The sequence below is a fragment of the Kitasatospora sp. NPDC089797 genome (genome assembly GCF_040684795.1).
Lineage (GTDB): Bacteria > Actinomycetota > Actinomycetes > Streptomycetales > Streptomycetaceae > Kitasatospora.
The window spans coordinates 133,221-159,280 of the sequence record NZ_JBFBGS010000006.1 but is presented as its reverse complement, the minus strand read 5'-3'; the positions used below and the strand labels follow the sequence as shown (position 1 = coordinate 159,280).

Here is a 26,060-nt window from a genome sequence, read left to right as displayed (position 1 = left end):
GCAGCCATGACCACGCACCATGACCAGGTAGTCGCCGCGCTGCGGTCCTCGCTGAAGGAGTCCGAGCGGCTGCGACAGCAGAACCGCCGGCTGCTGGCCGCCGCCACCGAACCCGTCGCCGTCATCGGCATGGGCTGCCGCTACCCGGGCGGGATCGGCTCGCCCGAGGACCTCTGGGAGCTGGTGGCGAACGGCGCCGACGCCACCGGGGACTACCCGTCGGACCGCGGCTGGGACCTCGCCGCCCTCCGGGACGCCGGCGAGGACGAGCGCGGCACCCGGGTCTCCCGGCGCGGCGGCTTCCTCGACGCGGTGTCCGGGTTCGACGCCGACTTCTTCGGGATCTCGCCCCGCGAGGCCGTCACCACCGACCCCCAGCAGCGGCTGCTGCTGGAGACCTCCTGGGAGGCCTTCGAGCGGGCCGGCCTCGACCCGACGACCCTGCGCGGCAGCCGCACCGGCGTCTTCCTGGGCACCAACGGCCAGGACTACGCCTACCTGCTGGTGCGCTCCACGGCCGACGCCACCGGCGACATCGGCACCGGCATCGCCGCCTCCGCCCTCTCCGGACGGCTCTCCTACACCCTCGGGCTGGAGGGCCCGGCGGTGACCGTGGACACCGCCTGCTCCTCCTCGCTGGTCGCCCTGCACTGGGCGGTCCAGGCACTGCGGGCGGGCGAGTGCACGCTGGCCGTCGCGGGCGGCGTCAACGTGATGTCGACCCCCGGGGCGCTGCTGGAGTTCTCCCGGCAGGGCGGGCTGGCGCCGGACGGACGGTGCAAGGCCTTCGCGGACGGGGCGGACGGCACCGGCTGGTCGGAGGGCGTGGGGGTGCTGGTGCTGGAGCGGCTGTCGGACGCCCGGCGCCACGGGCACCGGGTGCTGGCGGTGGTGCGCGGCTCCGCCGTCAACCAGGACGGTGCCTCCAACGGCTTCACCGCGCCCAACGGGCCGTCCCAGCAGCGCGTCATCCGCGCCGCCCTGGCCAACGCCGGACTGACCGCCGCCGACGTGGACGCGGTCGAGGGCCACGGCACGGGTACCCCGCTCGGTGACCCGATCGAGGCCCAGGCGCTGCTGGCGACGTACGGGCAGGGGCGGGAGGCCGGACGGCCGCTCTGGCTCGGCTCGGTCAAGTCGAACCTGGGCCACGCCCAGGCGGCGGCCGGGGTCGCGGGCGTGATCAAGACGGTGCTGGCGCTGCGCGCCGGGGTGCTGCCGAAGACCCTGCACGCGCAGTCGCCGTCCGGGCGGGTGGACTGGTCGGCGGGGCAGGTCCGGCTGCTGACGGAGGCGCGGGAGTGGCCGCGCGGTGAGCGGCCGCGCCGGGCGGGGGTGTCCTCGTTCGGGATCAGTGGGACGAACGCGCATGTGATCGTGGAGGAGGCGCCGGCGGAGGCTCCGGAGGCCTCGGAGGCCTCGGAGGCTGCGGAGTCGTCGGTGGTGCCGGGGGTGGTGCCGTGGGTGGTGTCGGCGAAGTCGGCGCCCGCGCTGGACGCGCAGCTGGCCCGGCTGGCCGTGGCGGGCGGCTCGCCGCTGGACGTGGGGTTGTCGCTGGCGGGTCGGTCGCGGTTCCGCCACCGGGCGGTGCTGCTGGACGGCGCCGAACCGGCGCGCGGGGTGGCGGCGGAGCGGTCGACGGCGTTCCTGTTCTCGGGGCAGGGGTCGCAACGGTTGGGGATGGGGCGGGAGTTGTGCGGCCGGTTCCCGGTGTTCGCGGCGGCCTTCGATGCGGTGTGTGCGGAGTTCGAGGCGCCGGTGCGGGAGGTGGTGTGGGGCGGGGATGCGGAGTTGTTGAACCGGACGGACTTTGCGCAGGCGGGGTTGTTCGCGGTGGAGGTGGCGCTGTTCCGGTTGCTGGAATCGCTGGGTGTGGAGCCGGAGTTCGTGGCGGGGCATTCGATCGGTGAGGTGGCGGCCGCGCATGTGGCGGGGGTGTTCTCGCTGGCGGATGCGTGTGCGTTGGTGGCGGCGCGGGGTCGGTTGATGCAGGCGTTGCCCGCTGGTGGGGCGATGCTGGCGGTGGAGGCCTCGGAGGAGGAAGTGCGGCCGCTGTTGGGCGAGTTCGTTTCGCTCGCGGCCGTCAACGGACCCCGGGCCGTCGTCGTCTCCGGTACGGAGGAGGCTGTGGCGGCGGTCGGGGCGCACTTCGCGGACCGTCGTACGAGCCGGTTGCGGGTGTCGCACGCCTTCCACTCGCCGCTGATGGACCCGATGCTGGACGGGTTCCGCGAGGTCCTCAACGGCCTTGCGTACCAGGCACCCTCGCTCCCGCTGGTCTCCAACCTGACCGGTGAGTTCGTCACCGGGACGACCGGGGCCGACTACTGGGTGCGCCACGTCCGGGAGACGGTTCGTTTCGCCGATGGCCTGCGCGCCCTCGGGAAGGCCGGCGCCACGGCCTTCGTCGAGCTCGGCCCGGACGGCGTCCTGTCGGCCCTCGCCCAGGACACCGACGCCCCCGCCGTCCCGCTGCTGCGCCGGGACCGGCCGGAGGAGCCCGCGTTGGTCACCGGCCTGGCCCGGCTGCACGTCGCCGGTGTGCCGGTGGACTGGGCCCGGCTATTCGACGGTACCGGTGCCCGGCGCGTCGACCTGCCCACCTACCCGTTCCAGCACGAGCGCTACTGGCCTGCCCCGGGCAGCCCCGCCGGGGACGTCGCGGCCGTCGGACTGCTGGCGGCGGACCACCCGCTGCTCGGCGCGGCGGTGCCGCTGGCCGGTACGGACAGCGTGGTCTTCACCGGCCGGCTGTCACCCGGGACGGCGGCCTGGGACGCCGACGCGGAGGTGTTCCCGGCGGCCGGGTTCCTGGAGCTGGTGCTCCGGGTCGGCGACCACGTCGGCTGCGACCGGGTCGAGCGGCTCACCGTCGGCCGACCGTTGCCGCTGGGCACCGGCGGCGCCGTGACGGTGCAGGTCCGGGCGGGTGCGCCGGACGGGACCGGGGCCCGGGCGGTGACCGTCCACGCGCGTCCGGACGGCTCCCTCGACGAGCCCTGGACCGAACACGCCACCGGATTGTTGACCGCCGGAGCCCGGACCGCCGACTTCGAGGCCTCGGTCTGGCCGCCGGTCGGTGCGGTGGCGCAGGGCGAGGGCCTGTGGCGGCGGGGTGAGGAGGCCTTCGTCGAGGTGGAGGCGGTGGACGGGGCGGCGGGGTTCGGGCTTCATCCGGCGCTGTTGTCGGCGGTGGTGGGGGCGGACGGTCGCGGGTTGGTGCCGGTGGGGTGGCGCGGGGTGTCGTTGCACGCTTCGGGGGCGTCGGTGGTGCGGGCGCGGCTGCTGCGCACGGGCGCGGACACGCTGGCGCTGGCCCTGGCGGACGCGGCGGGGGAGCCGGTGCTGTCGGCGGAGTCGGTGGAGCTGGCCGAACCGGTCGCCGCCTCCCGCGCGGTCGACGGTTCGCTGCTGCGGCTGGACTGGGTCGCGGCGCCGCTCGGCCGGGTCGCGGAGGTCCGCTCGGTGACCCTGGACGGGAAGCCGGCCGCGCTGGCCGCGCTGTCGGCCGGGGTGCCGGAGGTCGTGGTGGCGCCGGTGTTCGGCGGTCACGACGGGCCGGAGGCCGTGCACGCCGCGACGGTGTGGGCGTTGGGCCTGGTGCAGGAGTGGCTGGCCGAGCCGCGTTTCGAGGGTGCGCGTCTGGTGTTCGTCACCCGGGGTGCGGTGGGTGCGCCGGGCGAGGGGGTGGACCTGGCCGGAGCCGCCGTGTGGGGCCTGGTACGGGCGGCGGAGACGGAGAACCCGGGCCGCTTCGTGCTGGTGGACACCGACGGGGACCTGCCCCTGGCTGAGGTGCTGGCCGTGGGCGAGCCGCAGGTGGTGGTCCGGGAGGGTGTCGTCCGGGTCGGGCGGCTGGCACGGGTGTCGGGCGAGGGGCCGTCCTCCGGCTGGGGCGACGGCACGGTGGTCGTCACGGGCGGCACCGGCGGCCTGGGCCGACTCCTGGCCCGGCACCTGGTCGCCGAACACGGCGTCCGGGAACTGCTGTTGCTGAGCCGCCGGGGTGGCCTCGGCGCCTGGGTGGAGGAACTGCGGGAGCTGGGAGCCGAGGTCGAGGTGGTGGCCTGTGATGTCGCCGATCGGGCGGCGCTCGCCGAGGCGCTTCGGGGTCGGCGGGTCACGGGTGTGGTGCATGCGGCGGGTGTGCTGGACGACGGTGTGGTGACGGCGTTGACGCCCGAGCGCCTCGCGGCTGTCCTGCGGCCGAAGGTCGATGCGGCGTGGAACCTGCACGAGTTGACGGCGGGGCAGGAGGTCAAGGCCTTCGTGCTCTTCTCCTCGATCTCGGGTGTGCTGGGAAGTGCGGGTCAGGGCAACTACGCGGCGGCGAACGCGTTTCTGGACGCGCTGGCGTGCCGGCGTCGTCACCAGGGCTTGCCCGCGCAGTCCTTGGGGTGGGGTGCGTGGGTGCCGACGGCCGGGATGACCGGGACGTTGTCGGAGGCGGATCTGCACCGGATCCGTTCCGCCGGGGTGCCGCCGCTGACCGAGGAGCAGGGGTTGGCCCTGCTCGACGCCGCCATGGCCGTGGACGAACCCCACCTGGTGGCGACCGGCCGACTGGCCGCCGGAACGCGCCCGCCCGGCGACGTGCCGACCGTGTTCCGCGCCCTGCTGCCCGCCGGGCGCCGCACCGCCGCCCGTACGGGCCCGGGTGCGGGCGCCGAACTCGCCGCCCGGCTGCACGCGCTGCGCGCGGCCGACCGGGCACGCCACCTCCTCGACCTGGTACGCACCGAGGCCGCCGCCGTCCTCGGCCACCCCTCCGGCCGGGCCGTCGACCCCGGACGGGAGTTCCGGGACCTGGGCTTCGACTCCCTCACCGCGATCGAACTGCGCAACCGCCTCACCACCGCCACCGGGCTCCGGCTCCCGGCGACCCTGGTCTTCGACCACCCGACCCCGCACGCCCTCGCCGCGCACCTCCTCGACGGGCTCCTCGGCGACGCGGACGCCCCGGCCGTCCCGGCCACCGCGACGGCCCCGGTGGCCGGCGAACCGGTGGCGATCGTGGGGATGGCCTGTCGCTTCCCCGGCGGGATCGCCTCGCCCGAGGACCTGTGGCGGATGCTGAGCGAGGGCCGCGACGGCATCTCCGGCTTCCCGACCGACCGGGGCTGGGACCTGGACGCGCTGTTCGGCACGGGCACCGGCGCCGGTACGGGACACGGCGTCAGCGCCACCCGGCGGGGCGGCTTCCTCACCGGCCTGGGCGAGTTCGACGCGGGCTTCTTCGGGATCTCGCCGCGCGAGGCGCTGGCGATGGACCCGCAGCAGCGGTTGCTGCTGGAGACCTCCTGGGAGGCGTTCGAGCGGGCGGGCATCGATCCCACGGCGCTGCGCGGCACCCGGACCGGCGTCTTCGTCGGCACCACCGGGCAGGACTACGCCTCGCTGGTGATGAACTCGCGCGAGGAGGTCGAGGGCCACGCCAGCACCGGGCTGGCCAACAGCGTGATCTCGGGCCGGGTTTCGTACTGCCTCGGCCTGGAGGGGCCTGCGCTCACCGTGGACACCGCCTGCTCCTCCTCACTGGTCGCGATGCACCTCGCCGCGCAGTCCCTCGGCAGCGATGAGTGCACCCTCGCCCTGGCGGGCGGCGTCACCGTGCTGTCCACGCCGATGAGCTTCCTCGGTTTCACCCGCCAGGGCGGACTGGCCTCGGACGGGTACTGCAAGGCGTTCGCGGACGGGGCGGACGGCACCGGCTGGTCGGAGGGCGTCGGGGTGCTGGTGCTGGAGCGGCTCTCGGACGCCCGGAGGAACGGGCACCCGGTGCTGGCGGTGGTGCGCGGCTCCGCCGTCAACCAGGACGGTGCGTCCAACGGGCTGACGGCGCCGAACGGCCCGTCCCAGCAGCGGGTGATCCGGGCCGCCCTGGCGGCCGCCGGGCTCTCGGCCACCGAGGTCGACGTGGTCGAGGCACACGGCACCGGCACCCCGCTGGGTGACCCGATCGAGGCGCAAGCGCTGCTGGCGACGTACGGGCAGGAGCGCGAACTCCCGCTGCTGCTGGGCTCGGTGAAGTCCAACCTGGGGCACACCCAGGCCGCCGCCGGGGTCGCCGGGGTGATCAAGACCGTGCAGGCCATGCGCGCGGGCGTGCTGCCGAAGACCCTGCACGTGGACACGCCCTCCTCGCACGTCGACTGGTCCTCCGGTGCGGTGGAACTGCTGACGGAGGCGCGGGAGTGGCCGGGCGGCGAGCGGCCCCGGCGGGCCGGGGTGTCGTCGTTCGGGATCAGTGGGACGAACGCGCATGTGATCGTGGAGGAGGCGCCCGAGGAGGCCTCGGAGGCGGCGGAGTCGTCGGTGGTGCCGGGAGCGGTGCCGTGGGTGGTGTCGGCGAAGTCGGTGGCCGCGCTGGATGCCCAACTGGCCGGGTGCGTGGCACTGGGCGGCTCGCCGCTGGATGTGGGGTTGTCGCTGGCGGGTCGGTCGCGGTTCGGGCACCGGGCGGTGCTGCTGGACGGCGTCGAGGTGGCCCGGGGCACGGCCGGTGAGCGGCGGCTCGCCCTGCTCTTCTCCGGGCAGGGGTCGCAACGGCTGGGGATGGGGCGGGAGTTGTCCGGCCGGTTCCCGGTGTTCGCGGCGGCGTTCGATGCGGTGTGTGCGGAGTTCGAGGCGCCGGTGCGGGAGGTGGTGTGGGGTGACGATGAGGAGTTGTTGAACCGGACGGACTTCGCGCAGGCGGGGTTGTTCGCGGTGGAGGTGGCGCTGTTCCGGCTGGTGGAATCGCTGGGCGTGCAGCCGGAGTTCGTGGCGGGGCATTCGATCGGTGAGGTGGCGGCCGCGCATGTGGCGGGGGTGTTCTCGCTGGCGGATGCGTGTGCGTTGGTGGCGGCGCGGGGCAGGTTGATGCAGGCGTTGCCCGCTGGTGGGGCGATGCTGGCGGTGGAGGCCTCGGAGGAGGAAGTGCGGCCGCTGCTGGGCGAGTTCGTGGCGCTGGCGGCCGTGAACGGCCCGACCTCGGTGGTGGTCTCCGGCACGGAGGAGGCCGTCGCGGCGGTCGGGGCGCACTTCGCGGACCGTCGTACGAGCCGGTTGCGGGTGTCGCACGCCTTCCACTCGCCGTTGATGGAGCCGATGCTCGACGAGTTCCGTACCGTTCTCAACGGGCTGACCTACCAGGCCCCTTCGCTCCCGCTCGTCTCCAACCTGACCGGCGCCCTCGGCGCGGACTTCGCGTCGCCCGCGTACTGGGTGCGCCACGTCCGCGAGACCGTCCGCTTCGCCGACGGCCTCCGGGCCCTCCGGGCGGCGGGGGCGACCGACCACCTGGAGATCGGTCCCGGTGGCGTGCTCACGGCCCTCGTCGCACAGGACCCCGACCAGGACCCCGACCAGAACCCAGGACAGAACCCCGGACAGGACCCCGACGAGGGCGCCGACCGCGTCGCCGTCCCGGCGCTGCGCCCGGACCGCCCGGAGGAGGCCACCCTGCTGACCGCGCTCGCCCGGCTGCACGTGGTCGGCGTGCCGGTCGACTGGGCCCGGCTGTTCGACGGCACCGGTGCCCGGTGCGTCGACCTGCCGACGTACGCCTTCCAGCGCGAGCGCTACTGGCCCGCCCCGGCCGCCCGGACGGGTGACGTGACCGGCGCGGGCCTGCGACCGGCCGAGCACCCGCTGCTCGGGGCGGTGGTCTCCCCGGCCGACTCGGCGGGCGTGCTGCTGACCGGTCGGCTGTCGCCGGCGGCGCACCCCTGGCTGGGCGGCCACCGGGTGGCCGGAGCAGTGGTGTTCCCGGCCGGCGGGTTCCTGGAGCTGGCCCTGCGGGCCGCCGACCAGGCCGGCTGCGACCGGGTCGAACGGCTGACGCCCGGTGAGCCGCTGGTGCTGCCCGAGGCCGGCGCCGTGGTGGTCCAGCTGGTGGTGGGCGCCCCGGACGAGGCCGGGACGCGGCCGCTGGGCTGCTACGCCCGGCCGGAAGGGGAGCCGGAGGGGCCGTGGACCTGCCACGCCACCGGCACCCTCGCGATGGGGAGCGGCCGGGACGGCGGTTTCGACGCCTCGGTGTGGCCCCCGGCCGAGGCAGTGGCCGTGGAGCCGGACAGCTGCCACGACCCGCTGGACCACGGCCCGGCCTTCCGCACCCTCCGGGCGGTGTGGCAGCGCGGCGAGGAGGTGTTCGCCGAGGCTGTGCTGCCCGGCCGGGCCGAGGACGCGGCGCCGTACGGGCTGCACCCGGCGCTGCTGGAGGCGGCCGTCCAGGCGGCCGGCCTGCTCGGATCGGAGGACGGCGAGCGGCTGGTGCCGGTGGACTGGCGGGAGGTGGCCCTGCACGCGACCGGCGCGGCCGTGGTGCGGCTGCGGGTCGCCCGAGCGGGTGCGGACTCGGTGTCCGTGGAGGTGGTGGACGCGGCGGGCGGGCCCGTGCTGTCGGCGGCGGCGTTGACACTGGGCGCGCCGGCCGCCGTCACCACGACCGTCGGGCCGGGCGGGGCGCTGCTGCGCCTGGACTGGGTGGACGCGCCGCCGTCGGAGGGCGGGCCGGTCCGGTCGGTGACCCTGGACGGTGAGCTGGGCGCCGTGGGGGCGGAGGTGCCGGAGGTCGTGCTCGTGCCGGTGTCCGGCGGTCACGACGGGCCGGAGGCGGTGCACGCCGCGACGGTGTGGGCGCTGGGCCTGGTGCAGGAGTGGCTGGCCGAGCCGCGTTTCGAGGGTGCGCGTCTGGTGTTCGTCACCCGGGGGGCGGTGGGCGTGCCGGGTGAGGTGGTGGACCTGGCCGGGGCCGCCGTGTGGGGCCTGGTGCGGGCGGCGGAGACGGAGAACCCGGGCCGCTTCGCCCTCGTCGACGTCGGTGCGGAGGCGGACACCACAGCCACCCTCCCTGTCCTCGCCGCCCAACCGGCCGGTGGCAACTTCCAGTTCGTCACCCGCCGGGGCGTCGTCCGGGTCGGGCGGCTGGCGCGGGTGGCCGGGCCCGGTGGGTCGTCCTTCGGGTGGGGGGACGGGACGGTGGTGGTGACGGGTGGTACGGGTGGTCTGGGGCGGTTGGTCGCCCGGCATCTGGTGGTCGAGCACGGGGTGCGGGACCTGTTGTTGCTGAGTCGGCGGGGCGGGGCGGCCGACCTGGTGGCCGAGTTGGCGGGGTCGGGTGCGCGGGCGGAGGTGGTGGCCTGTGATGTCGCGGATCGGGTGGCGCTCGCCGAGGCGCTTCGGGGTCGGCGGGTCACGGGTGTGGTGCATGCGGCGGGTGTGCTGGACGACGGTGTGGTGACGGCGTTGACGTCGGAGCGCCTCGCGGCTGTTCTGCGGCCGAAGGTCGATGCGGCGTGGAACCTGCACGAGCTGACGGCGGGGCAGGAGGTCAAGGCCTTCGTGCTCTTCTCCTCGATCTCGGGTGTGCTGGGAAGTGCGGGTCAGGGCAACTACGCGGCGGCGAACGCGTTTCTGGACGCGCTGGCGTGCCGGCGTCGTCACCAGGGCTTGCCCGCGCAGTCCTTGGGGTGGGGTGCGTGGGTGCCGACGGCCGGGATGACCGGGACGCTGGCGGAAGCGGATCTGCACCGGATCCGTTCCGCCGGGGTGCCGCCGCTGACCGAGGAGCAGGGGTTGGCCCTGCTCGACGCCGCCATGGCCGTGGACGAACCCCACCTCGTCCCGATCGGCCGCGCCGCCGGCCCGGCGAGGATGCCCGGCACCGTCCCCGCGCTGCTGCGCGGCCTGGTCCGCGGCGCCCGCCGGGTGGCGGAATCGGCAGGGGGCAGCACCGGGACGGTGACCGCCTTGGCGGCCCGGCTGGCCGGACTGCGCGAGGGCGAACGGCTGCGGCACCTCACGGGCCTGGTCCGGGAAGAGGCCGCCGCCGTCCTCGGCCACGGCGCGGCCCGGTCCGTCGCAGCCGAGCGGGACTTCCACGACCTGGGCGTGGACTCCCTCACCGCCCTGGAACTGCGCAACCGCCTCACCGCCGTCACCGGCCTGCGCCTGCCCGCCACCCTGGTCTTCGACCACCCCACCCCTGCTGTCCTGGCCGCACACCTGCTCGGCGTCCTCCTGGACCAGCGGGAGACCGCGGACGGCGCCGCCCTCCTGAGCGAACTCGACCGCATCGACCAGGCCTTGGCGGGCGACGACACCGACGTGGCGACCCGGGACGCGGTGGCCCTCCGGCTGCGCCGAATGCTGGAGAAATTGCGAATCCCCGACGCGCAGAATGCCGGGGACGGCGTCGCGGAGCGACTCGAGGCGGCCAGCGCGGACGAGGTCCTCGCCTTCATCGACCACGAGCTCGGCCGCCTCGGCGACCGCTGATCCGACGCACCGGCCTCACCACAGGAAGGCACCACCTCCCATGTCGAACGACAGCAAGCTCGTTGACTACCTCAAGTGGGTCACGGCCGACCTGCACCAGACCCGCCAGCGGCTGCTGGAGGTCGAGTCCGGCCGGCACGAGCCGATCGCCGTCGTCGGCATGGCCTGCCGCCTGCCGGGAGGGGTCACCACCCCCGAGGAACTGTGGACGCTGGTCGCGGACGGGCGGGACGGCATCAGCGCCTTCCCGGCCGACCGGGGCTGGGACCTGGCCGCCCTGCTCGGCGACGGCGCCGGGAGCAGCGCCGCGATCGAGGGCGGGTTCATCGCGGCGGCCGACTTCGACGCGGACTTCTTCGGCATCTCGCCGCGCGAGGCGCTGGCCATGGACCCGCAGCAGCGGCTGCTGCTGGAGACCTCCTGGGAGGCGTTCGAGCGGGCCGGCCTCGATCCGGCGGCGCTGCGCGGCAGCCGGACCGGGGTGTTCGTGGGTACGGCGGGTGTCGACTACGTCGGCGTGGTGATGAACTCCGCGGAGGACACGGAGGGCCACGCGACCACCGGCCTCACCGCGAGCGTGCTCTCCGGCCGGGTGTCGTACACCTTCGGCCTGGAGGGCCCGGCGGTCACCGTCGACACCGCCTGCTCCTCCTCACTGGTGGCGATGCACCTGGCGTCCCAGGCCCTGCGGGCCGGCGAGTGCACCCTCGCCCTGGCGGGCGGGGTCACCGTGCTGTCCACGCCGATGAGCTTCGCGGGGTTCAGCCGGCAGGGCGGGCTGGCGCCGGACGGGCGGTGCAAGGCGTTCGCGGACGCCGCCGACGGGACGGGCTGGGCCGAGGGCGCGGGCGTGCTGGTGCTGGAGCGGCTCGCCGACGCCCGGCGCAATGGGCACCCGGTCCTCGCCGTGCTGCGTGGTTCGGCCGTCAACCAGGACGGTGCGTCCAACGGGCTGACGGCGCCGAACGGCCCGTCCCAGCAGCGGGTGATCCGGGCCGCCCTGGCGGCCGCCGGGCTGTCCGGCGCCGAGGTGGACGCGGTCGAGGGCCACGGCACGGGTACCCCGCTGGGTGACCCGATCGAGGCGCAGGCGTTGCTCGCGACGTACGGGCAGGAGCGGGAACGGCCGCTGCTGCTGGGCTCGTTGAAGTCCAACATCGGCCACACCCAGGCCGCCGCCGGGGTCGCGGGCGTCATCAAGACGGTGCTGGCGATCCGGGCCGGGGTCCTGCCGCGCACCCTGCACGTGGACGCGCCGACCGGGGAGGTGGACTGGTCGGCGGGGGCGGTGGACCTGCTCGCCGAGGCCCGGGACTGGCCGGAGACCGGGCGGCCGCGCCGGGCGGGGGTCTCGGCGTTCGGGATCAGCGGCACCAACGCGCATGTGATCGTGGAGGAGGCGCCCGAGGAGGCCTCGGAGGTCTCCGAGTCGTCGGTGGTGCCGGGGGTGGTGCCGTGGGTGGTGTCGGCGAAGTCGGCGGCCGCGCTGGACGCGCAGCTGGCCCGGTTGGCCGCGGCGGGCGGCACGGGCCTGGATGTTGGGCTGTCACTGGCGGGCCGGTCGCACCTTCCGCACCGGGCGGTGCTGGTGGACGGTGCCGAGATCGCGCGGGGGGCGGCGGTCGAGCGGTCGACGGCGTTCCTGTTCTCGGGGCAGGGGTCGCAACGGTTGGGGATGGGGCGGGAGTTGTGCGGCCGGTTCCCGGTGTTCGCGGCGGCCTTCGATGCGGTGTGTGCGGAGTTCGAGCTGCCGGTGCGGGAGGTGGTGTGGGGCGGGGATGCGGAGTTGTTGAACCGGACGGACTTTGCGCAGGCGGGGTTGTTCGCGGTGGAGGTGGCGCTGTTCCGGTTGCTGGAATCGCTGGGTGTGGAGCCGGAGTTCGTGGCGGGGCATTCGATCGGTGAGGTGGCGGCCGCGCATGTGGCGGGGGTGTTCTCGCTGGCGGATGCGTGTGCGTTGGTGGCGGCGCGGGGTCGGTTGATGCAGGCGTTGCCCGCTGGTGGGGCGATGCTGGCGGTGGAGGCGTCGGAGGAGGAAGTGCGGCCGCTGTTGGGCGAGTTCGTTGCGCTCGCGGCCGTGAACGGCCCGACCTCCGTCGTCGTCTCCGGCGCGGAGGAGGCGGTCGCGGGGGTGGCGGCGCACTTCGCGGATCGGAAGACCACCCGGCTGCGGGTGTCCCACGCCTTCCACTCGCCGCTGATGGAGCCGATGCTCGACGAGTTCCGGGCCGTCCTCAACGGGCTGACCTACCAGGCCCCTTCGCTTCCGCTCGTCTCCAACCTCACCGGCGCCCTCGGCGCGGACTTCGCGTCGCCCGCGTACTGGGTGCGCCACGTCCGCGAGACCGTCCGCTTCGCCGACGGCCTCCACGCCCTGCGCGAGGCCGGCGCCACCGTGTTCCTGGAACTGGGCCCGGACGGTGTGCTGACCGCGCTGGCCGCGCGGAACCAGGACGAGGGCGCCGTGGCGGCCGCGGCCCTCCGCCGGGACCGGGCGGAGGAACCCGCGCTGGTGGCCGCCCTCGCCCGGCTGCACGTCAACGGCGTGCCCGTCGACTGGGCGCGGCTGTTCGAGGGCACCGGCGCCCGGCGCGTCGACCTGCCCACCCACCCGTTCCGGCACGAGCGCTACTGGCCGCGCCCGGCCCGCCGGCTCGGTGACCTGACCGGCGCGGGTCTGGCCTCCGCCGACCACCCGCTGCTGGGGGCGACCGTGGCCCTGGCGAACGCCGAGGGCACCCTGCTGACCGGTCGGCTGTCGCTGGCGGCGCACCCCTGGCTGGGCGACCACCGGGTCGGCGGGGCGGCGGTGTTCCCGCCGACCGGGTACCTGGAGCTGGCCGTGCGGGCGGGCGACCAGGTGGGCTTCGACCGGGTCGAGCGGCTGACGCTCGCCGAACCACTGGTGCTGCCCGAGGACGGCTCGGTCGTGGTCCAGATCCAGGTCGGGGCGGCGGACGGTTCCGGCGCGCGCGCAGTGCGGATCTTCTCCCGTACGGACCCCGACCCCGACGCGCCGTGGGCGGAGCACGCTGTCGGGGAGCTGGTTCGGGGCGAGCGTACCGCCGACTTCGAGGCCTCGGTCTGGCCGCCGGTCGGTGCGGTGGCGCAGGGCGAGGGCCTGTGGCGGCGGGGTGAGGAGGCCTTCGTCGAGGTGGAGGCAGTGGACGGGGCGGCGGGGTTCGGTCTGCATCCGGCGCTGTTGGCGGCGGTGGTGGGGGCGGACGGTCGCGGGTTGGTGCCGGTGGGGTGGCGCGGGGTGTCGTTGCACGCCTCGGGGGCGTCGGTGGTGCGGGCCCGGTTGGTGCGTACGGGCGCCGACACGCTGGCGCTCGCCGTGGCGGACGCGGCGGGGGAGCCGGTGCTGTCGGCGGAGTCGGTCACCCTGGGTGAGCCCCCAGCCGTGCTGACGGGCGCGGGCACGGAGGGGTCGCTGCTGCGGCTGGAGTGGGTGCCGGCGCCGTCGCGGACCGGCGGGCCCGTGCGGTCGGTGACCCTCGACGGGGAACTGGCCACCGTGGCGGAGGAGGTGCCGGAGGTCGTGCTCGTACCGGTGTCCGGCGGTCACGACGGGCCGGAGGCGGTGCACGCCGCGACGGTGTGGGCGTTGGGCCTGGTGCGGGAGTGGCTGGCGGAGGAACGGTTCGCCGGGTCGCGGTTGGCCTTCGTGACCAGGGGAGCCGTGCCGGGCGGTGCGGTGTCGGATCTCGCCGGGGCCGCCGTGTGGGGGCTGGTGCGGGCGGCGGAGTCGGAGAACCCGGGCCGGTTCCTGCTGGTGGACACCGACGGTGAGCTGCCGTTGGACGCGGTGCTGGCCGTGGGCGAGTCGCAGGTGGTGGTCCGGGACGGCGTCGTCCGGGTCGGGCGGCTGGCGCGGGTGGCCGGGCCCGGGGGGTCGTCCTTCGGGTGGGGGGACGGGACGGTGGTGGTGACGGGTGGTACGGGTGGTCTGGGTCGGTTGGTCGCCCGGCATCTGGTGGTCGAGCACGGGGTGCGGGAGCTGTTGTTGCTGAGTCGGCGGGGTGGGGCGGCCGACCTGGTGGCCGAGTTGGCGGGGTCGGGTGCGCGGGTGGAGGTGGTGGCCTGTGATGTCGCGGATCGGGCGGCGCTCGCCGAGGTGCTTCGGGGTCGGCGGGTCACGGGTGTGGTGCATGCGGCGGGTGTGCTGGACGACAGTGTGGTGACGGCGCTGACGCCCGAGCGCCTTGCCGCCGTCATGCGGCCCAAGGTCGATGCGGCGTGGAACCTGCACGAGCTGACGGCGGGGCAGGAGTTGACGGCGTTCGTGCTGTTCTCGTCCGTCTCCGGGGTGATGGGTACGGCGGGGCAGGGCAACTACGCGGCGGCGAACGCGTTTCTGGACGCGCTGGCGTGTTGGCGTCGCCACCAGGGCCTGCCCGCCCAGTCCTTGGGGTGGGGCGCCTGGGTGCCGACGGCCGGGATGACCGGGACGCTGTCGGAGGCGGACCTGCAGCGGATCAGGTCCGCCGGGGTGCCGCCGCTGACCGAGGAGCAGGGGTTGGCCCTGCTCGACGCCGCGACGGCCCTGGACGAGCCCTACCTGGTGGCGACCGGCCGGCTGGCCGCCGGAACGCGCCCGCCCGGCGAGGTGCCGACCATGTTCCGCGCGCTGCTCCCCGCCGGACGGCGCACCGCCGCCGCCACCGCCACGGGCGCCGCCGCCGTGACGGCCCTCGCCGCGCGGCTGCACGCGCTGCGCGCGGCCGACCGGCCGCGCCACCTCCTCGACCTGGTGCGCACCGAGGCCGCCGCCGTCCTGGGCCACCCCGGACCGCAGGCCGTCGACCCCGAGCGGGACTTCCACGACCTGGGCGTGGACTCCCTCACCGCCCTGGAACTGCGCAACCGCCTCACCGCCGTCACCGGCCTGCGCCTGCCCGCCACCCTGGTCTTCGACCACCCCACCCCGACTGCCATCGCGGACCTCCTGCTCGCCGAGCTGCTCGGCGGCCGGGACGCGCCCGCGCCCGTGCCGCTCGCGCCGGACGCCGCCACCGACGACCCGATCGCGATCGTCGGCATGGCCTGTCGCCTGCCCGGCGGGATCGGCACGCCCGAGGAGCTGTGGGAGCTGGTCGCCGAAGGGCGCGAGGGCATCTCCGACTTCCCCACCGACCGGGGCTGGGACCTCGACACCCTGCTCGGCGGCGTCTCCGAGGACCGGGGGCGCAGCGCCACGGCCAAGGGCGGATTCCTGCACGGGGTGGCCGACTTCGACGCCGCGTTCTTCGGCATCTCGCCGCGCGAGGCGCTGGCCATGGACCCGCAGCAGCGGTTGCTCCTGGAGACCTCCTGGGAGGCGGTCGAGCGGGCCGGCATCGACCCGACGGCGCTGCGCGGCAGCCGGACCGGCGTCTTCGTCGGCACCGGCGGCCTGGACTACCTGACCCTGGTGATGAACTCCGCGGAGGACATCGAGGGGCATGCGAGCACCGGCCTGGCGGCGAGCGTGGTCTCCGGCCGGATCTCCTACACCTTCGGCCTGGAGGGCCCGGCGGTCACCGTCGACACCGCCTGCTCCTCCTCGCTGGTGGCGATGCACCTGGCCGCGCAGTCGCTGCGCAGCGGTGAGTGCACCCTCGCCCTGGCCGGGGGCGTGACCGTGATGTCCTCCTCGCTGGGCTTCCCCGGCTTCACCCGCCAGGGCGGGCTGGCACCGGACGGGCGGTGCAAGGCGTTCGCGGACGCGGCGGACGGCACCGGCTGGTCCGAGGGTGCGGGCGTGCTGGTGCTGGAGCGGCTCTCGGAGGCGCGCCGCCACGGGCACCCCGTGCTGGCCCTGGTGCGCGGCTCGGCCGTCAACCAGGACGGCGCCTCCAACGGCCTGACCGCCCCGAACGGGCCGGCCCAGCAGCGCGTCATCCGCGAGGCCCTCGCCAACGCCCGGCTCTCGGCGGCGGAGGTCGACTTCGTGGAGGGCCACGGCACGGGCACCACCCTGGGCGACCCGATCGAGGCCCAGGCGCTGCTCGCGACGTACGGGCAGGAGCGGGAACGGCCGCTGCTGCTCAGCTCGTTGAAGTCCAACATCGGCCACACCCAGGCCGCCGCCGGGGCGGCCGGGGTGATCAAGGCGGTACTCGCGATGCGGCACGGGGTGCTGCCGCGCACCCTGCACGTGGACGCGCCGTCCTCGCACGTGGACTGGACGGCCGGGGACATCCGGCTGCTCACCCGGGCGGAGGAGTGGCCGGAGACCGGCCGTCCCCGCCGGGCCGGGGTGTCCGCCTTCGGGATCAGCGGGACCAACGCCCATGTGATCGTCGAACAGGCGCCACCGGCCGGGACGGCCGCCGTGGACCCGGCGCCGACGCCGCAGCCGGTCGTCGTCCCGTGGGTACTGGCGGGCCGGTCCGAACCGGCGCTGGAGGCGCAGGTGGCCGGGCTCGCCGGGGTGGCGGGCTCCGGGCCGGACATCGGCCTGTCGCTGGCCGCCGGACGGACGCGGTTCGCGCACCGGGCGGTCCAGCTGGACGGCGATGAGGTGGCCCGCGGCGTCGCCGACGGTGAACGCCGGACGGCCCTGCTGTTCTCCGGGCAGGGGGCGCAACGGCTCGGCATGGGGCTGGAGTTGTCCGGCCGCTTCCCGGTGTTCGCGGCGGCGTTCGACGCGGTGTGCGGGCAGTTCGAGCTGCCGGTGCGGGAGGTGGTGTGGGGTGCGGACGAGGAGCTGCTGAACCGGACGGACTTCGCGCAGGCGGGGTTGTTCGCGGTGGAGGTGGCGCTGTTCCGGCTGGTGGAATCGCTGGGCGTGCGGCCGGAGTTCGTGGCCGGGCACTCGATCGGTGAGATCGCTGCGGCACACGTCGCCGGGGTGTTCTCGCTGGCGGACGCCTGCACGCTGGTGGCGGCGCGCGGCCGGCTGATGCAGGCGTTGCCGCCCGGTGGGGCGATGCTCGCGGTCGAGGCGGGCGAGGAGGAAGTACGGCCGCTGCTGGGCGAGTTCATCGCGCTCGCGGCCGTGAACGGCCCGGCCTCGGTGGTGGTCTCCGGCGCGGAGGAGGCGGTGGCGGAGGTCGAGGCGTACTTCGCGGACCGTCGTACGAGCCGGCTGCGGGTGTCCCACGCGTTCCACTCGCCGCTGATGGACCCGATGCTCGACGAGTTCCGTGCCGTCCTCAACGGCCTGACCTACCAGGCCCCTTCGCTCCCGCTCGTCTCCCACCTCACCGGCGGGCTCGACGCGGACTTCGCGGAGCCCGCGTACTGGGTGCGCCACGTCCGCGAGACGGTCCGCTTCGCCGACGGCCTCCACGCCCTGCGCGAGGCGGGTGCCACCGACTTCCTGGAGCTCGGCCCCGACGCCGTGCTCTCCCCGGCCGTCCGCCGTGGTCTCGCCGACGTTCCCGGGGCGGTGGTGGAGCCGCTCTGCCGCCGCGGCCGCGCCGAGGAGACCACCCTGCTGACCGCGCTCGCCCGGCTGTACGTCGTCGGCGGGTCCGTCGACTGGGCCCGGGTGTTCGACGGCACCGGCGCCCGACGCGTCGACCTGCCCACCTACGCGTTCCAGCGCGAGCGCTTCTGGCCCCGGACGCACACCCCGGTCGGCCGCCCGGGCGCCGCGCCGGAGGACCGGCTGGACGCCCGCTTCTGGGCGGCCGTCGAGGGGGAGGACCTGGACGCGCTCGCGGCCGACCTCGCCGTGGACGGCGCGGCGCTCGGATCCGTCCTCCCCGCCCTGTCCGCCTGGCGGCGCCACCACCGGGACCAGTCCCTGCTGGACGCGCTGCGCTTCCACGAGGCGTGGCCCGCGCTGCCCGGCGGCTCGACGGCCCGCCCGTCCGGTCCGTGGCTGGTGGTGACCCCGGCCGAGGGCGGCGACGAGGCGTGGGCGGCGGCCGCCTGCGAGGCGGTCGGCCCGGACGCGCTGTGCCTGTCCGTGCGCGCGCCGGAGCGGGCCGAACTGGCCGCGCTGCTGGGCGAACTGCCTACGGCCGGGCGGCCGTTCGCCGGAGTGCTGTCCCTGCTGGCGCTCGGCCCCGGGGCATCGGCCGTCGCCGCCACCCTCACCCTGGTGCAGGCGCTGCGCGACGCCGACCTGACCGCCCCGCTGTGGTGCCTGACCCGCGGCGCGGTCGCGGTCGCCCGCACCGAGGCGCCGACCGCGCCCGAGCAGGCCGGCGTCTGGGGCCTCGGCCGGGTCGCCGCGCTGGAGCACCCCCGGCAGTGGGGCGGCCTGATCGACCTGCCCGGGGCCCCGGACCCGGCCGCGGTGCGCCGGCTCGCCGCCGTCCTCGCCGCGACCGACGGCGAGGACCAGCTCGCGATCCGCGCCACCGCCGTGCACGCGCGCCGGCTCGTCCCGGCCCCGGCCGGGTCCCCGGACGCCGGCTGGACCCCGGGGGAGACCCGGGGCACGGTGCTGGTCACCGGCGGCACCGGCGGCCGTGGCGCGGCCGTGGCCCGCTGGCTCGCCGCCGCGGGCGCCGACCACCTGCTGCTGACCGGCCGCCGGGGTCCGGACGCCCCCGGCGCGGCCGACCTCGCGGCCGAGCTGCGCGCCCGGGGCGCCCGGGTGACCGTCGCGGCCTGCGACGTCACCGACCGGGCCGCGCTGGCCGCGCTGCTGGCCGCCCTGCCCGAGGACGCCCCGCTGACCGCCGTCGTCCACGCGGCGGGCACCGTCGACGACGGCGTCCTGGACGACCTGACGCCCGAACGCCTCGCCGCCGCCCAGCGGGCCCGGGCCCAGGGCGCCCTGCTGCTGGACGAGTTGACCCGGGGCCACGCGCTGACGGCCTTCGTGCTCTGCTCCTCCGTCGCCGGTGCCGTCGGCACCCCCGGCCGGGCCGCGCTCGCGGCCCCCGCCGCCGTCCTGGACGCGCTGGCGCACCGCCGCCGTGCCGAGGGCCTGCCCGCCACCGCCCTCGCCTGGGGCGCGTGGGTCGGCGCCGAGTACACCGAGCAGGCCGACCAGGCCCGGCGGGCGGCCGTTCCGGCGCTGCACCCCGACCTCGCGCTCGCCGCGTTGCGTCAGGCCGTCACCCGGCCGGCCCCGGCGCTGGTGCTCCTGGACCTGGCCCAGCCGCAGGTGCTGGAGAGCCTGGTCGGCCTGCGCGGCAGCCCGCTGCTGCGCGACCTCCCCGCCGCCCGCCCGGTGCTGGAGGCCGCCGCCGAGACCCGCCGGGGCTTCGCGACCGCCGCCTCCGAACTCACCGGACGGCTCCGCGCGCTCGCCCCGACCGAACGCGTCACCCTGCTCACCGACCTGGTGCGCACCCAGGTCGCGGCGGTGCTGGGCCATGCCGACCGGTCCGCCGTCGCGCCGGACCGGAAGTTCCGCGACCTCGGCTTCGACTCCCTCACGGCCGTCGAACTGCCCGCCCGGCTCGGTGCGGCCACCGGTCTGAAGCTGCCCGCCACCTCGGTGTACGACTACCCGACCGCCCAGGTGCTGGCCGAACACCTGCTGGCCGAACTCCTGGACGCACCGGCGGTCCCGGCCCCGCCCGCCACCGGCGGGCCCGGGGTCGACGGCGATCCGGTCGCGATCGTCGGCATGGCCTGCCGGCTGCCCGGCGGGGTCACCTCGCCGGACGAGTTGTGGCGCCTGGTCACCGAGGGCGGCGACGGCATCGCCGGCTTCCCCGAGGACCGCGGCTGGGACCTGCGCACCCTGCTGGCGGGCGACCGGGACGGCCGCGGCCGCAGCGCCACCCTGGAGGGCGGCTTCATCGACGGCGTCGCCGACTTCGACGCCGGGTTCTTCGGCATCTCGCCGCGCGAGGCGCTGGCCATGGACCCGCAGCAGCGGCTGCTGCTGGAGACCTCGTGGGAGGCGTTGGAGCGCGCCGGGGTCGACCCCCAGCGGCTCGGCGGCAGCCGGACCGGGGTCTTCGTCGGCACCAACGGCCTGGACTACGCCAGCCTGATGATGAACTCCCGCGAGGACATCGGCGGCCACTCCGGCACCGGACTCGCGTCCAGCGTGCTGTCCGGCCGGATCTCCTACACCCTCGGCCTGGAGGGCCCGGCGGTCACCGTGGACACCGCCTGCTCCTCCTCGCTGGTCGCCCTGCACCTCGCCGCCCAGGCGCTGCGCGGCGGCGAGTGCTCGCTCGCGCTGGCCGGCGGCGTGACGGTGATGACCACCCCGGTCAGCTTCGCCGGGTTCACGGTGCAGGGCGGGCTCGCCGCGGACGGCCGCTGCAAGGCCTACTCGGACGCCGCCGACGGCACCAACTGGTCCGAGGGCGTCGGCGTGCTGGTGCTGGAGCGGCTGTCCGACGCCGAGCGGCACGGGCACCCGGTGCTGGCGGTGGTGCGCGGCTCCGCCGTCAACCAGGACGGCGCCTCCAACGGCCTGACCGCCCCCAACGGCCCCTCCCAGCAGCGCGTCATCCGCCAGGCCCTGGCGAGCGCCGGACTGTCGGCCGCCGAGGTCGACGCGGTCGAGGGCCACGGCACGGGCACCGCCCTCGGCGACCCGATCGAGGCCCAGGCGCTCCTGGCCACCTACGGACAGAACCGCGAACGGCCGCTGCTGCTGGGCTCGTTGAAGTCCAACATCGGCCACACCCAGGCCGCCGCCGGGGTCGCCGGGGTGATCAAGACGGTGCTCGCCATGCGGCACGGCGTGCTGCCCCGGTCCCTGCACCTGGACCGGCCCTCCGGACACGTGGACTGGACGGCGGGCGCCATCGACCTGCTCACCGAGGCCCGGCCGTGGCCCGAGGCCGACCACCCCCGGCGGGCCGGGGTGTCCTCCTTCGGGATCAGCGGCACCAATGCGCACGTGATCCTCGAACAGGCACCGGTCGCGGCCGAGAACGCGGAGGGGGAGGGCGCCGAGGACCAGCGGGTGGTGCCGTCCGTCGTGCCCTGGGTGCTCTCCGCCCGCTCCGACACGGCGCTGGACGCCCACCTGGCCCGCGCCTCGGCACTCGAACTCTCCCCGCTGGACATCGGGTTCTCGCTCGCCGTGGGCCGCTCCGGCTTCGAGCAGCGGGCCGTCATGCTCGCGTGCAGCGAAGGACTGACGGAGGTCGCGCGCGGCGTGGCCGCCGAACGGTCGACGGGGTTCCTGTTCTCGGGGCAGGGGTCGCAACGGCTCGGGATGGGGCGGGAGTTGTCCGGCCGGTTCCCGGTGTTCGCGGCGGCGTTCGATGCGGTGTGCGAGCAGTTCGAGCTGCCGGTGCGGGAGGTGGTGTGCGGTGACGATGAGGAGTTGCTGAACCGGACGGACTTCGCGCAGGCGGGGTTGTTCGCGGTGGAGGTGGCGCTGTTCCGGCTGGTCGAGTCCCTGGGTGTGCGGCCGGAGTTCGTGGCCGGGCACTCGATCGGTGAGATCGCTGCGGCGCACGTCGCCGGGGTGTTCTCGCTGGCGGACGCCTGCACGCTGGTCGCGGCGCGCGGCCGGCTGATGCAGGCGTTGCCCGCCGGCGGGGCGATGCTCGCCGTCCAGGCGAGCGAAGAGGAAGTCCGTCCGCTGCTGGGCGAGTTCACGGCGCTCGCAGCCGTGAACGGCCCGACCTCGGTGGTGGTCTCCGGCACGGAGGAAGCCGTCGCGGCGGTCGGGGCGCACTTCGCGGACCGGAAGACCACCCGGCTGCGGGTGTCCCACGCCTTCCACTCGCCGCTGATGGACCCGATGCTCGACGAGTTCCGTACCGTCCTCAACGGCCTGACCTACCAGGCCCCTTCGGTCCCCGTCGTCTCCAACCTCACCGGCACGCTCGGCGCCGACCTCGCGTCGCCCGCGTACTGGGTGCGCCACGTCCGCGAGACGGTCCGCTTCGCCGACGGCCTCCGCACCCTGCGCGAGGCCGGCGTCACCGCCCTGCTCGAACTCGGCCCGGACGGTGTGCTGACGGCCCTCGCCGCACAGGGCGTCGGCGACGCGAACCCGGCCGACGCGGGTCCCGGCCAGGACGCGGCCGAGTGCGTCCGGTTCGCCGCCCTGCGCAAGGACCGCGCCGAGGAGCGCAGCCTGCTGACGGCGCTGGCCGGGCTGTACGCGGCCGGCGTCCCGGTCGACTGGGCGGCGCTGTTCGACGGCACCGGCGCACGCCGGGTCGAGCTGCCCACCTACGCCTTCGAGCACCGCCGCTACTGGCCCCGCCCCGCGGCGCTCTCCGGCGACGTCGGCTCCGTCGGGCTGGTGTCGGCCGAGCACCCGCTGCTCGGCGCCGCCGTCCCGCTCGCCGATGCCGACGGCGTGCTGTTCACCAGTCGGCTGGCGCTGCGCGTGCACCCGTGGGTGCTGGACCACCGGATCGCCGGCCGTCCCGCGTTCCCCGCCGCCGGCTTCGTCGAGCTGGCCGTCCGGGCCGGCGACCAGGTCGGCTGCGGCCGGATCGGGGAGCTGACCCTCGGCGACCCGCTGCCGCTGGCCGAGCACGACGAACCCGTGCTGCAGGTGCGGGTCGGCGCGGCCGACGAGGCGGGCGCCCGCCCGGTGGCCTGCTACGCCCGCCCCGGCGACGCCGCCCCCGAGGAGCCGTGGACGCGCTGCGCCACCGGCACCCTGCTGCCCCAGGAGAGCGACCTGCCCGACCTCGCACCGCCGGTCTGGCCGCCGGCCGGTGCGCTCGCCGTCGACCTGGACGGCTTCTACCGCGCCCCCGGGCGCGGCCCGGCCTTCCAGGGGCTGCGCGCCGCCTGGCTGCGCGGCGAGGAGGTCTTCGCCGAGGTCGGGCTGTCCGACGAACCGGCCGAGGACGCCCGCTACTTCGGCCTCCACCCCGCCCTCCTGGACGCCGTGCTGCACGCCGCCGCGCTGCTCGGCGTCGGCGGTGAGGAGCAGTTGTCGGAGCCGCACGCCTGGCAGGGCCTCACCCTGCACGCCGGGGGAGCGTCGAGCCTGCGGGTGCGCATCCGCCGCCTGGACGGCGCCGCGGTGTCCGTCACGGCGACCGACCCGGCGGGCGGGGCCGTACTCAGCGTCGGCCGGGTCGGGCTGCGCGCCCCGCAGGACGCCCCGGCCACCGCCCGCACCGCCCGGGACCCGCTGTTCCGGATCGACTGGGCCCCCGCCCCCGCCGCACCGGCCGCCGCCACGCCGCCGCGCTGCGCGGCGCTCGGCCCGGACGACTACGGCACCGGCAGCTCGCTCGCGGCCCTCGCCGACCTCGGCCGGTCGGTGCCCGATCTGCTCCTGGTCGCGCTGCGCGGCCCGGACGGCGACGTGCCCGAGGCCGTGCACGCGCACACCGCGCGCGTGCTCGCGCTGGTCCAGGAGTGGCTGGCCGAGGACCGGGCGGCCGCCGCCCGGCTGGTCTTCGTCACCCGGGGCGCCGTCCGGGCCGCCGACGGCGAGACCGTCCGCGACCTGCCCGGCGGCGCCGCCTGGGGCCTGGTCCGGTCGGCGAACTCCGAGCACCCCGGCCGCTTCGCCCTGCTCGACGTCGAGACCGCCGAGGACGTGCGGGCGGTGCTGCCGCTGCTGCCCGGCCTGCTGGCCGACGGCGAGGCCCAGTTCGCCGTCCGCGCCGGCGCGCTGCGGGTCGGCCGGCTGGCCCGGCTGGCGGACCCGGTGGAACCTGCCGGGAACGACGCCGACCGAACGGACCCCGCCCGGAGCGACGCCGACCCGGCGGACCCCGCCCGGAACGACGCCGCCCCCGCAGCGGCCTCGGGGAACGACGCCGGGGCCCCCGCCGTCCGCACCGCGCCGCCCGCCTGGCACCCCGACGGCACGGTGCTGATCACCGGCGGCACCGGCGCCCTCGGCCGCCACCTCGCCCGCCGGCTGGCCGCCAACGGCGTCCGCCACCTGCTGCTGACCAGTCGCCGCGGGCCAGCGGCGCCCGGCGCCGCCGACCTGGTCGCCGAGCTCGCGGCGCTCGGGGCGGCGGCCCGGGTGGTCGCCTGCGACACCGCGGACCGGCCCGCCGCCGAACGGCTGCTGGCGGGCATCGCGCCCGAGCACCCGCTCACCGCCGTGATCCACACCGCCGGTGTGCTGGACGACGGCATCATCACCGCGCTCACCCCCGAGCGGCTGTCCGCCGTGCTCCGCCCCAAGGTCGACGCGGTCTGGCGGCTGCACGAGCTCACCCGTGACCTCGACCTGGCCGCCTTCATCACCTTCTCCTCGATCGCGGGCGTCATGGGCAGCCCCGGCCAGGGCAACTACGCCGCCGCGAACGCCTTCCTGGACACCCTGGTCGACCACCGCCGCTCGCTCGGCCTGGTCGGCACCTCGCTCGCCTGGGGCCCCTGGGCCCAGGACGCCGGTATGACCAGCGAGCTCAGCGAGACCGACCTGCGGCGCATGCAGTCCGGCGGCATCCCGCCGCTCTCCGTCGACCAGGGCCTCGCCCTGTTCGAGGCCGCGCTGCGCTCGGTCGAGCCGCTGGTCATCCCGATGGGCCTGGCGATCGGCGGGATGCGCCCCCAGGGCGACGTGCCGCCGCTGTTCCGCGGACTCGTCCGCGCCGCCCGGCGCACAGCGGCGGGCGCCGCCGCCGGTGCCGTCGCGGGCGCCGACCTCACCCGGCAGCTGCTGGACCTCGGCGAGCGCGACCGGATGCGCTACCTGGTCGACACCGTCCGGGCCGAGGCCGCCGCCGTGCTCGGCCACCCCGACCCGGAGGCCGTCGACGCCGAACGGGACTTCTACGAGCTCGGCTTCGACTCGCTCACCGCCGTCGAACTGCGCAACCGGCTGGCCACCGTCACCGGCCTGCGGATGCCCGCCACCGTCGTCTTCGACAGCCGCTCCCCGGGCGAGCTGGCCCGCTGGATCCGCGCCGAACTCGCCGACCAGCGCACCGGGGACGACCCGGACGGGGCCGTGCTCGTGCCCGGCGGCGAGACCGAACCCGACTCCCTGGAGCGGCTGTTCACCGAAGCCCTGGCCAACGGCAAGGTGCCCGAGGCGCAGCGCATGCTCGCCACCGTCGCGGCGCTGCGCCCGACCTTCGAGGCGGCCGCCGAACTGGAGGACCTGCCCTGGGCCACCCGCCTCGCCGAGGGCCCGCGCCCGACCCGGCTGATCTGCGTCAGCGCGCCCACCGCCAACGCGGGCGTGCACCAGTACTCCCGGCTCGCCGCCCACTTCCGGGGCGAGCGTGAGGTCTCGGCGCTGCCGCTGGTCGGATTCGCCACCGGCGAGCGGCTGCCCGCCACCGCCGAGGTCGCCACCCGGGTGATCGCCGAGAGCGCCCTGCGGGCCGCCGACGGCCGCCCGTTCGTGCTGGCGGGCCACTCCTCCGGCGGCTCCTTCGCCTATGCCGCGGCCGGCCTGCTGGAACACACCTGGGGCGTCCGCCCGGCGGGCGTGGTGCTCTTCGACACGCTGAGCTTCCAGCACAACGCCGACGAGGGCACCGACTACACCGGCATGATGCGGCTCAACTTCACCGGCGCCGACTCGCCGGTGCGGCTGACCAACTCCCGGCTGTCCGCGATGGGCCGCTGGATGGTGCTGCTCAACCGGCTGGAGGTCCGGCACACCTCGGCGCCGGTCCTGCTGGTCAGCTGCGGGCGGGCCCTCACCGGCGCCGACGCGACGCCCATCGAGCAGCGGGCCCAGGCCGAACCGCTGGTGCCCGGGGCGCAGGTGGTCCGGGTGGACGCCGACCACCTGTCGATGATCCGGGAGGACTCGGACGGGACCGCGCGGATCGTCGAGGAGTGGCTGCGCGGCCGGGAGTGAGCGCGGTGGGCGGGCGGGCGCGGTGCCTCGGGGTGCCGGGCCCGCCCGCCCGCGCCCGGGGCCGCCCCCCCGGGGGGGGCGTTGTCGCGCGGCCGTCACCCGAGGCGTCGGGCTCTAGGGAAAACCGGGGCCCGGCGTGGCGAGACTGGGCGGGCCACGGGTCGGACCCGACGTC

The 26,060-nt window shown here is 76.2% G+C and carries 2 protein-coding genes; both read left to right on the top strand.

Annotated features, from left to right (window positions below):
• Window positions 1-6: 6 nt before the first annotated feature.
• Entirely contained in the window at window positions 7-10,263 is a 10,257-nt protein-coding gene (locus tag AB0O91_RS07050) for a type I polyketide synthase (protein WP_363428743.1), read from the top strand.
• Window positions 10,264-10,303: 40 nt separating this feature from the next.
• Window positions 10,304-25,885, top strand: a complete 15,582-nt coding sequence (locus tag AB0O91_RS07045; RefSeq protein ID WP_363428741.1) for a type I polyketide synthase — start codon at window positions 10,304-10,306, stop codon at window positions 25,883-25,885.
• The last annotated feature ends 175 nt before the right edge of the window (window positions 25,886-26,060 follow it).

Excerpts from the sequence above, each read along its gene's own strand:
- AB0O91_RS07050 (WP_363428743.1), top strand. The coding sequence starts at position 7 with ATGACCACGCACCATGACCAGGTAGTCGCCGCGCTGCGGTCCTCGCTG.
- AB0O91_RS07045 (WP_363428741.1), top strand. The coding sequence starts at position 10,304 with ATGTCGAACGACAGCAAGCTCGTTGACTACCTCAAGTGGGTCACGGCC.